The following is a 9,214-nucleotide window of genomic DNA, read 5'->3' as shown; positions in this document are numbered from 1 at the left end:
GTTCCGCAAGCTGCTGGACAGCGGTGAAGCAGGCGACAACATCGGCGCACTTATCCGCGGTGTCGGCCGTGAAGAAGTTGAGCGCGGTCAGGTTCTGTGTAAGCCGGGTTCGGTTACCCCGCACACGAAGTTCAAGGCTGAGGCTTACATCCTCACCAAGGAAGAAGGTGGTCGTCACACCCCGTTCTTCACCAACTACCGCCCGCAGTTCTACTTCCGTACGACGGACGTGACTGGTGTGGTTTCTCTGCCGGAAGGCACGGAAATGGTGATGCCGGGCGACAACGTCTCCGTTGACGTTGAGCTGATCGTGCCGATCGCCATGGAAGAAGGCCTGCGCTTCGCTATCCGCGAAGGTGGCCGTACCGTCGGCGCCGGCGTCGTCGCTTCCATCGTAGAATAATCGACAGCCGGGCCTGCCGGCACTTTTGAGCAAAACGCGGGCAGGCCCGCAGTCTTATTGGGAACAATAACAATGAACGGTCAGAATATCCGGATCCGCCTCAAGGCGTTTGACCACCGTATTCTCGACGCCTCCACCAAGGAGATCGTCAATACGGCCAAGCGGACCGGTGCTCAGGTACGGGGTCCCGTGCCGCTGCCGACGCGGATCGAGAAGTACACCGTACTTCGCGGACCGCATATCGATAAGAAAAGCCGCGATCAGTTCGAGATGCGTACGCACAAGCGTCTTCTCGACATCGTCGATCCGACTCCCCAGACCGTGGACGCGCTGATGAAGCTCGACCTGGCAGCTGGTGTCGACGTCGAGATCAAGCTGTAAGCCGGGCGGAAGGGGACACATCCATGCGTTCTGGAGTGATCGCTCAGAAAGTGGGCATGACCCGCATCTACAACGATGCAGGCGAGCATGTTCCGGTCACTGTTCTGCGGCTGGAAAATTGCCAGGTGGTAGCTCAGCGGACTGACGAAAAGAACGGTTACAATGCACTGCAGCTCGGTGCAGGTACCCGTAAAGTAAAGAATACGCCGAAGGCACTGCGCGGCCACTTTGCCGTTGCAAAGGTTGAGCCGAAGCGGACTGTTGCCGAGTTCCGCGTCTCCGCGGACAACATGATCGACGTTGGCGCGGAATTGACCGCCGACCATTACGTCGAAGGCCAGTTCGTCGACGTGACCGGTACTTCGATCGGTAAAGGTTTTGCCGGTGCGATGAAGCGCCACAACTTCGGCGGCGGCCGTGCATCTCACGGTAACTCGATCTCGCACCGTTCACACGGTTCCACCGGTCAGTGTCAGGACCCGGGCCGCGTGTTCAAGGGCAAGAAAATGGCCGGTCATATGGGTGATGCCCGCGTGACCACGCAGAACCTCAAGGTTGTGCGCACTGATGTTGAGCGTGGCCTGATCATGGTCGAGGGCTCTGTTCCGGGCGCCAAGGGCGGCTGGATCCTGGTCCGCGACGCGATCAAAAAGGCGCTGCCGGAAAACGTTCCGGTTCCGGGTGCTTTCAAAGCGTCCGAAGCGACTGCGGCTGCCGGGAAGGAGAGTGAGTGATGGAACTCCAGGTCAAGACCCTCGAAGGCGGGGCGGCCGGTTCGATCACGGTGTCTGACGAGATCTTCGGTCTCGAGCCGCGCACCGATTTGATCCACCGTGTGGTGCGTTGGCAGCTGGCCAAGCGCCAGGCAGGCACCCACAAGACGCTGCAGCGTTCGGAAGTTTCCGGTACGACGAAGAAGTTCGTTCGCCAGAAAGGTTCCGGGGGCGCTCGTCACGGCAACAAGAAGGCCCCGCAGTTCCGCGGTGGTGGCAAGGCATTCGGTCCGGTCGTTCGCGACCACGGCCACGACCTGCCGAAGAAGGTTCGCGCCCTCGGCCTGAAGCACGCTCTGTCCGCGAAAGCAAAGGCAGACAGCATCGTCGTCGTTGAAGACGCTAAGGCAGCCGAAGCGAAAACCAAGGCTCTGAAAGAAAAGCTGGGTAAACTCGGCCTTTCCAGTGCACTGGTTATCGACGGCGCCGAAGTCGACAACAACTTCGCTCTGGCATCTCGCAACATTCCGTACGTGGATGTGCTGCCGGTACAGGGCATCAACGTCTACGACATCCTGCGGGCCAACACTCTGGTGTTGACCAAGGCTGCGGTGTCCGCACTTGAGGAGCGCTTTAAATGAGCAATCTTCCTCACTACGACAAAATCGTCGGCCCGGTAATCACCGAAAAGTCGACGATGGCTTCCGAAGAGAACAAGGTTGTCTTCAAGGTTGCGGGTGACGCGACGAAGCCGGAAATCAAGGCCGCAGTCGAAGCGCTGTTCGGTGTCAAGGTCACGGCAGTGAACACCCTGGTCCGCAAGGGCAAGGTCAAGCGCTTCCGCGGACGTCTTGGCCGCCAATCAGACTTCAAGAAGGCCGTCGTTACGCTGCAGGAAGGTCACGGTATTGACGTGACCACCGGGCTCTAAGACGGGGACTTTTAGAAAATGGCACTTAAGACATTCAATCCGACGTCCCCAGGCCGCCGTCAGCTGGTACAGGTTGACCGCTCCGGTCTGTGGAAGGGCAAGCCGGTCAAGACTCTGACCGAAGGCCTGTCCAAGTCCGGTGGCCGTAACAACACCGGTCGTCTGACGTCTCCGAACCGTGGTGGCGGTCACAAGCGGTCCTACCGTCTTGTTGACTTCAAACGCCGCAAGTGGGACGTACCGGCAACGGTCGAGCGTCTGGAATACGATCCGAACCGGACCGCATTCATCGCGCTGATCCGCTATGAAGACGGCGAGCTGAGCTACATTCTGGCTCCGCAGCGTCTCGCAGCAGGCGACACCGTTGTTGCTGGTGAAAACGTCGACGTTAAGCCGGGCAACGCTGCACCTCTGTCGCGCATCCCGGTTGGTACGATCGTTCACAACATCGAGCTGAAGCCGGGCAAAGGCGCCCAGATCGCTCGTTCTGCTGGTGCGTTCGTCCAGATCGTCGGCCGCGACCAGGGTTACACCACGCTGCGCCTGATGTCTGGCGAGCAGCGCCGTGTACTTGGCACTTGCATGGCTACGATTGGCGCCGTGTCCAACCCGGACCACGCCAACATCAACCTCGGCAAGGCTGGCCGTTCCCGCTGGCTTGGCATTCGTCCGCATACTCGCGGTGTTGCCATGAACCCGATCGACCACCCGCACGGTGGTGGTGAAGGCCGGACCTCCGGCGGTCGTCATCCGGTTACTCCTTGGGGTAAACCGACCAAAGGTAAGCGCACGCGGCGCAATAAGCAGACTGATAAGTATATCGTCCGCAGCCGCCACGCGCGTAAGAAGTAAAGGGCAAGGATCGTGGCACGTTCGATCTGGAAAGGTCCGTTTGTCGACGGGTATCTGCTTAAGAAAGCGGACAAGGTACGTGAGTCCGGCCGGAACGAGGTCATCAAGACCTGGAGCCGCCGCTCAACGATCCTGCCGCAGTTCGTAGGTTTGACCTTCGGCGTCTACAACGGTCAAAAGCACGTTCCGGTGCTGGTGTCTGAAGAGATGATTGGTCACAAGTTCGGCGAGTTTTCTCCGACCCGGACCTACTACGGACACGGCGCCGACAAGAAGGCGAAGAGGAAGTAACGATGGGTAAGCCGAAGAGTGAGCGGACGCTCGCTGACAATGAGGCTCGGGCAATGACCCGCATGATACGCGTTTCTCCGCGTAAGCTGAACCTCGTTGCGGCCTCGATCCGTGGCAAAAAAGTCGGATCCGCGATCGCGGACCTGACGTTCTCCCGCAAGCGCATTGCGCAGGATGTCAAGAAAACCCTGATGTCTGCCGTAGCCAACGCGGAAAACAATCACGAGCTGGATATCGACAACCTGGTGGTTGCCGAAGCACATGTTGGCAAGGCATTTGTCATCAAGCGCTTCCAGGCCCGTGCACGCGGACGTGTTGGCCGGATCGAGAAGCCTTTCTCGAACCTGACCATCGTTGTGCGCGAAGTTGAGGAGTCTGCCTGATGGGACATAAAGTAAACCCGATCGGCATGCGCCTCGGGATCAACCGCACCTGGGATTCCCGCTGGTACGCTAACAAGAACGAGTATGGCGATCTTCTTCATGAAGACTTCCGTATCCGTGAGTTCCTCCTGAAGGAACTGAAGCAGGCAGCGGTTTCCAAAGTAGTTATCGAGCGCCCGCACAAAAAGTGCCGCGTGTCCATTCACTCCGGTCGTCCGGGTGTGGTCATCGGTAAGAAGGGTGCCGACATCGAGCGTCTTCGCAAGAAGATTGCCGACATCACCAATTCGGAAGTGCATCTCAACATCGTTGAAGTGCGTAAGCCGGAAATCGATGCGACCCTGGTAGCCGCTTCTATCGCTCAGCAGCTGGAGCGCCGTGTTGCATTCCGTCGTGCCATGAAACGGGCTGTTCAGTCCGCTATGCGTCTCGGCGCACAGGGCATCCGGATCAACTGCGGTGGCCGTCTCGGCGGTGCGGAAATCGCACGTATCGAATGGTACCGTGAAGGCCGCGTGCCGCTTCACACTCTGCGTGCCGACATCGACTACGGTGTTGCGTCCGCTCACACGGCTTATGGCGTGTGCGGTGTGAAGGTCTGGATCTTCAAGGGTGAAATTCTGGAGCATGACCCGATGGCGTCTGAACGCCGTGCGGCTGCTGCTTCCGAAGGTAGCCAGGGTGATCGCGGCGGACGCCGGGATCGGGGCCGCGAGCGCGCAGCTTAATTTAAGCTGCCTGCCGCTCGTAAGATAAGAAAGACGAGAGAAGAACGATGCTGCAACCGAAGCGCACAAAGTTCCGCAAGCAGCACAAAGGCCGCATCCACGGCTTGTCGAAGGGGGGGACTGACCTCAACTTCGGCGCATTCGGTCTGAAGGCTTTGGAGCCGGAGCGTGTGACTGCACGCCAGATCGAAGCGGCCCGTCGTGCTATGACCCGTCACATGAAGCGTGCGGGTCGTGTTTGGATCCGTATCTTCCCGGACGTTCCGGTTTCTTCGAAACCAGCCGAAGTCCGCATGGGTAAAGGTAAGGGTTCTCCGGATTATTGGGCTTGCCGTGTCAAGCCTGGCCGGATCATGTTCGAAATCGATGGTGTGTCGGAAGACATTGCGCGTGAAGCCATGCGTCTTGCGGCTGCCAAACTGCCGATCAAGTGCCGTTTCGTTCAGCGTATCGGCGAGTAAGGCAGGCGAGGAGTTAAGCCATGAAGGCTACCGATGTACGGGCTAAGACCCTCGATGAGCTCCGCACCGAGCTCGAAGGTTTGAAGAAAGAGCAGTTCAACCTGCGCTTCCAGAGAGCCACGGGTCAGCTTGAAAACACTGCGCGTGTCCGGCAGATCCGCCGCGACATCGCGCGTATCCAGACGATCATGCGCGAAAAGCGCGTGTCGGCGAACGCGTAAGGAGACGGCCATGCCGAAGCGTATCCTGCAGGGCACCGTTGTCAGCGACGCCAATGACAAAACGGTGACGGTGAATGTGGAGCGCCGCTTCACGCACCCGCTGCTGAAAAAGACTGTGCGCCGGACCAAGAAGTACCGCGCACACGACGAAAGCAACCAGTACAAGGTTGGCGACTCTGTTCAGATTGAAGAGTGCGCGCCGATCTCTAAAAACAAACGTTGGACAGTGGTCACTCAGTGACCACGCTCCATTCAGTGAGCATCAGGCGCCCGTGACCCGAGCGCCAATAGAAGAACAAGGCAGCCAGTCATGATTCAGATGCAAACAAACCTCGACGTCGCGGACAATTCCGGCGCTCGTCGTGTCATGTGCATCAAAGTGCTCGGCGGCTCCAAGCGCAAATACGCCCAGGTAGGCGACATTATCGTCGTTTCCGTCAAAGAGGCTATTCCGCGGGGCCGCGTTAAAAAGGGCGACGTGATGAAGGCTGTCGTCGTGCGCACGGCAAAGGATATCCGCCGTCCCGATGGCAGCGTGATCCGGTTCGACCGCAATGCGGCCGTGCTGGTCAACAACAACAAGGAGCCTGTCGGCACCCGTATCTTTGGTCCGGTGCCGCGTGAACTCCGCGCAAAGAACCACATGAAAATCATTTCGCTCGCGCCGGAGGTGCTCTGATGGCTGCGAAAATTAAAAAAGGCGACACGGTGGTCGTACTGACCGGCCGTGACAAGGGTAAGTCCGGCGAAGTCATTCAGGTTCTGCCGACTGACAACAAGGCCCTGGTCCGTGGCATCAACATGGTCCGCCGCCACCAGAAGCAGACCCAGACGCAGGAAGCTGGCATCGTGTCCAAAGAGGCACCGATCCACATGTCCAACATCGCACTGGCCGATCCGAAGGACGGCAAGGCGACTCGCGTCGGCTTCAAAGCGCAGGACGATGGTACCAAGGTCCGTGTGGCCAAGCGTTCGGGAGACCTGATCGATGGCTGAGACCACTAACGTGCCGCGTCTTAGGACGCACTATGATGAAGTCGTGCGCAAGCAGCTTCAGGAAAAATTCCAGTACAAGAACGTCATGCAGGTTCCGCAACTGGAAAAAATCGTCCTGAACATCGGCGTTGGAGAAGCCGTTGGCGACTCCAAGAAGGCTCGCATTGCTGCTGAAGATCTGGCAGCTATTGCCGGTCAGAAGCCGGTCATCACCAAGGCGAAAAAGTCCATCGCGACCTTCAAGGTTCGTGAAGGCATGCCGCTTGGTGTGAAAGTGACCCTGCGCCGTCAGCAGATGTACGAATTCATGGATCGTCTGATCACAATCGCGCTGCCGCGCGTTCGTGACTTCCGTGGTCTGAATCCGAAGAGCTTCGACGGTCGCGGCAACTACGCCATGGGCATCAAAGAACACATCGTGTTCCCGGAAATCGAGTACGACAAAGTCGATCAGATCTGGGGTATGGACGTGATTGTTTGCACAACGGCGCCGAACGATGACGAGGCGCGCGAGCTTCTGCGCGCGTTCAACTTCCCGTTCACGAAGTAACGGGCAAGGAGAGGAACGACGATGGCGAAGAAAAGCGCAATCGAGAAAAACAAGCGCCGCGAGAAGCTTGTCGAGAAATATGCTGAGAAGCGTGCAGCTCTGAAGGCAATGGCTAAAGATGAAAGCCTGTCTCTGGAAGAGCGCTACAATGCCCGCCTGAAGCTGGCGAAACTGCCGCGGAACTCCGCGCCGAACCGCGTTCGCAATCGCTGCGAAGTGTCCGGCCGTCCGCGCGGTTACTACCGCAAGCTGAAGATGTCGCGTATTGCGCTTCGTGAACTGGGTTCCCTGGGTAAAATCCCGGGCCTGGTCAAGTCGAGCTGGTAAGGAGAAACTCCGATGGCAATTTCTGATCCGTTGGGGGATATGCTGACCCGGATTCGCAACGCACAGATGCGTCGCAAGAACAAGGTTAGCTCACCAAATTCCAAATTGCGCGCTCATGTACTTGATGTGCTCGCAAAAGAAGGTTACATCCGTGGCTACACCACGGTTGACTACGAGGGCGGTAAGTCCGAGTTGGAAATCGAACTGAAGTATTTCGATGGTGAACCGGTAATCCGCACGATTGAGCGGGTATCCAAGCCGGGTCGCCGCGTGTACTCATCGGTGAAAAACATCCCGCATGTCTCTAATGGCCTGGGCGTGTCGATCATTTCGACTCCGCGTGGTGTCATGAGTGACCATCAAGCGCGTGATGAAAATGTAGGTGGTGAGGTTCTTTGCCGCGTCTTCTGACGCGGCTTCCTCGCTTTTGAAAAAACGACAAGGTTGGTCAAATGTCTCGTATTGGCAAAAAGCCAGTCCCCGTGCCAAGCGGGGTAACGGCATCGATCGACGGTCAGACGGTTACGATCAAGGGCCCGAAAGGCGAAAAGTCTTTCGTGCTCAATGATCTTGTTCTGGCCGAAATGACGGACGATGGGATCAAGATTGATCCGCTCAACACTTCCAAGCCGGCACGCTCCATGTGGGGCATGAGTCGGACGATGGTTGCAAACCTGATTACCGGTGTGACCGAGGGCTTCAAGAAAGACCTGGCAATTACCGGTGTTGGTTACCGTGCCCAGGTCCAGGGCCAGAATCTTCAGCTGGCATTGGGTTTCTCGCATGATGTTGTCTATCCGATTCCGGAAGGCATCGAAATCAAGTGCCCGAAACCGACGGAAATCAGCATTGCTGGAACCGACAAGCAACGCGTCGGCCAGGTAGCGGCTGAAATCCGCGAATTCCGCCCGCCGGAGCCCTACAAAGGCAAAGGCGTTCGTTATGCAGACGAGTTCATCGTCCGCAAAGAAGGCAAGAAGAAGTAACGGACCCAGATCATGGCGAACAGCAAACAAGCTTTCGAGCGCCGCCGCGATCGCGTGCGCCGTTCGATCAAGAAAGCCGCCGGCGGACGCCCGCGCCTTTCTATCTTCCGCTCGTCGAAGCAGATCTACGCCCAGATCATTGACGACGCGAAGGGGCACACGATTGCCTCTGCTTCAACGATCGAAACAGATCTCAAGGGCAGCCTGAAAACGGGCGCCGACGTTGCTGCTGCAGCAGCTGTTGGCAAGCTTGTCGCCGAGCGCGCAACCGCAGCCGGCATCAAGCAGGTCGTGTTCGACCGTGGCGGGTACATGTATCACGGGCGCGTCAAAGCGCTTGCCGATGCTGCCCGTGAAGGTGGACTTGAATTCTGACCAGCGCCCGTTGGCGCTCTTAAGAACGGAAGACGTATAAAATGGCGAGACAAGAAAATCGCGATCGCGAAGAGCGAGACAGCGAATTCGTCGACAAGCTCGTTCACATCAACCGTGTTGCCAAGGTGGTCAAGGGTGGCCGTCGTTTCGGCTTCGCTGCACTGGTAGTGGTTGGTGATCAGAAGGGCCGTGTCGGCTTCGGTCATGGCAAGGCGCGTGAAGTGCCGGAAGCCATCCGCAAAGCAACAGAAGCTGCAAAGCGCACCATGATCCGTGTGCCGCTGCGCGAAGGCCGGACGCTGCACCACGATGTGGAAGGCCGTCACGGTGCTGGTAAAGTGCTGCTGCGTGCCGCTCCGGCTGGTACCGGTATCATCGCAGGTGGTCCGATGCGTGCAGTATTCGAAACCCTTGGTGTTCAGGACGTTGTGGCCAAGTCGCTGGGGACTTCAAACCCCTACAACATGGTTCGTGCAACTTTTGCTGCACTGACCAAGGAAGACAGCCCGCGCTCCGTCGCTGCCCGCCGTGGCCTGAAGGTCTCTGTGCTGCAGTCTCGGCGTCGTGACAACAACGAAGAGGCGGCTCCGGCTGCCGCTGAGGCTTGACCTTAGCG

Annotated in this window: 19 protein-coding genes and 1 pseudogene; all 20 read left to right on the top strand. The window is 58.2% G+C overall.

Features of this window, described 5'->3' with window-relative positions; all coding sequences use genetic code 11:
- Positions 1-403 (top strand): annotated as a pseudogene (gene tuf / locus ABLO27_RS07360) (elongation factor Tu); the annotation flags it as partial.
- 72 nt (positions 404-475) lie between these two features.
- Positions 476-784: a 30S ribosomal protein S10 gene (rpsJ, locus tag ABLO27_RS07355; RefSeq protein WP_006936455.1), complete on the top strand. Its 309-nt coding sequence runs from the start codon at positions 476-478 to the stop codon at positions 782-784.
- Between the two features lie 23 nt (positions 785-807).
- Positions 808-1,518: a 50S ribosomal protein L3 gene (rplC, locus tag ABLO27_RS07350; protein WP_352942892.1), complete on the top strand. Its 711-nt coding sequence runs from the start codon at positions 808-810 to the stop codon at positions 1,516-1,518.
- A complete protein-coding gene (gene rplD, locus ABLO27_RS07345; protein ID WP_353031647.1) occupies positions 1,518-2,138 on the top strand; it encodes a 50S ribosomal protein L4 in 621 nt (206 codons plus the stop codon). The genes rplC and rplD overlap by 1 nt, the downstream gene beginning before the upstream one ends.
- Entirely contained in the window at positions 2,135-2,428 is a 294-nt protein-coding gene (locus ABLO27_RS07340; protein ID WP_352942897.1) for a 50S ribosomal protein L23, read from the top strand. Before rplD ends, ABLO27_RS07340 begins: the two co-directional genes overlap by 4 nt.
- Before the next feature lie 18 nt (positions 2,429-2,446).
- Positions 2,447-3,280, top strand: coding sequence for a 50S ribosomal protein L2 (gene rplB / locus ABLO27_RS07335; protein ID WP_297586254.1), 834 nt, complete (start codon positions 2,447-2,449; stop codon positions 3,278-3,280).
- Positions 3,281-3,292: 12 nt separating this feature from the next.
- On the top strand, positions 3,293-3,571 hold the full coding sequence (gene rpsS, locus ABLO27_RS07330) for a 30S ribosomal protein S19 (RefSeq protein WP_148632529.1): 279 nt from the start codon (positions 3,293-3,295) through the stop codon (positions 3,569-3,571).
- Between the two features lie 2 nt (positions 3,572-3,573).
- Positions 3,574-3,954, top strand: a complete 381-nt coding sequence (gene rplV / locus ABLO27_RS07325) for a 50S ribosomal protein L22 (protein ID WP_353031645.1) — start codon at positions 3,574-3,576, stop codon at positions 3,952-3,954.
- The gene (rpsC, locus tag ABLO27_RS07320) at positions 3,954-4,682 is read left to right on the top strand and encodes a 30S ribosomal protein S3 (RefSeq protein WP_353031643.1); all 729 of its coding nucleotides are present in this window, start codon (positions 3,954-3,956) and stop codon (positions 4,680-4,682) included. The genes rplV and rpsC overlap by 1 nt, the downstream gene beginning before the upstream one ends.
- Before the next feature lie 47 nt (positions 4,683-4,729).
- Positions 4,730-5,143, top strand: a complete 414-nt coding sequence (rplP, locus tag ABLO27_RS07315; RefSeq protein ID WP_353031641.1) for a 50S ribosomal protein L16 — start codon at positions 4,730-4,732, stop codon at positions 5,141-5,143.
- A gap of 20 nt (positions 5,144-5,163) precedes the next feature.
- Complete coding sequence (gene rpmC / locus ABLO27_RS07310; RefSeq protein ID WP_352942905.1) at positions 5,164-5,364, top strand: 50S ribosomal protein L29; 201 nt, start codon at positions 5,164-5,166, stop codon at positions 5,362-5,364.
- A 10-nt stretch (positions 5,365-5,374) separates the two neighbouring features.
- On the top strand, positions 5,375-5,605 hold the full coding sequence (gene rpsQ, locus ABLO27_RS07305) for a 30S ribosomal protein S17 (protein ID WP_141186217.1): 231 nt from the start codon (positions 5,375-5,377) through the stop codon (positions 5,603-5,605).
- Between the two features lie 69 nt (positions 5,606-5,674).
- Positions 5,675-6,043, top strand: a complete 369-nt coding sequence (gene rplN / locus ABLO27_RS07300; RefSeq protein ID WP_008191626.1) for a 50S ribosomal protein L14 — start codon at positions 5,675-5,677, stop codon at positions 6,041-6,043.
- The gene (gene rplX, locus ABLO27_RS07295; protein WP_352942909.1) at positions 6,043-6,360 is read left to right on the top strand and encodes a 50S ribosomal protein L24; all 318 of its coding nucleotides are present in this window, start codon (positions 6,043-6,045) and stop codon (positions 6,358-6,360) included. The genes rplN and rplX overlap by 1 nt, the downstream gene beginning before the upstream one ends.
- A complete protein-coding gene (gene rplE, locus ABLO27_RS07290; protein WP_353031639.1) occupies positions 6,353-6,910 on the top strand; it encodes a 50S ribosomal protein L5 in 558 nt (185 codons plus the stop codon). Before rplX ends, rplE begins: the two co-directional genes overlap by 8 nt.
- Before the next feature lie 21 nt (positions 6,911-6,931).
- Positions 6,932-7,237, top strand: coding sequence for a 30S ribosomal protein S14 (gene rpsN / locus ABLO27_RS07285; protein WP_353031637.1), 306 nt, complete (start codon positions 6,932-6,934; stop codon positions 7,235-7,237).
- Between the two features lie 12 nt (positions 7,238-7,249).
- Positions 7,250-7,648, top strand: coding sequence for a 30S ribosomal protein S8 (gene rpsH, locus ABLO27_RS07280; RefSeq protein ID WP_297586241.1), 399 nt, complete (start codon positions 7,250-7,252; stop codon positions 7,646-7,648).
- Positions 7,649-7,689: 41 nt separating this feature from the next.
- The gene (gene rplF / locus ABLO27_RS07275) at positions 7,690-8,223 is read left to right on the top strand and encodes a 50S ribosomal protein L6 (protein ID WP_353031635.1); all 534 of its coding nucleotides are present in this window, start codon (positions 7,690-7,692) and stop codon (positions 8,221-8,223) included.
- A 12-nt stretch (positions 8,224-8,235) separates the two neighbouring features.
- Entirely contained in the window at positions 8,236-8,598 is a 363-nt protein-coding gene (gene rplR / locus ABLO27_RS07270; RefSeq protein WP_353031634.1) for a 50S ribosomal protein L18, read from the top strand.
- Between the two features lie 41 nt (positions 8,599-8,639).
- On the top strand, positions 8,640-9,206 hold the full coding sequence (gene rpsE / locus ABLO27_RS07265) for a 30S ribosomal protein S5 (RefSeq protein ID WP_353031632.1): 567 nt from the start codon (positions 8,640-8,642) through the stop codon (positions 9,204-9,206).
- Positions 9,207-9,214: the final 8 nt, after the last annotated feature.

It is taken from the genome of Roseibium sp. SCP15 (genome assembly GCF_040329435.1).
Classification (GTDB): Bacteria; Pseudomonadota; Alphaproteobacteria; order Rhizobiales; family Stappiaceae; genus Roseibium.
Note: the sequence above shows the minus strand (reverse complement) of the source record. Positions and strands in the feature narration are given on the sequence as shown.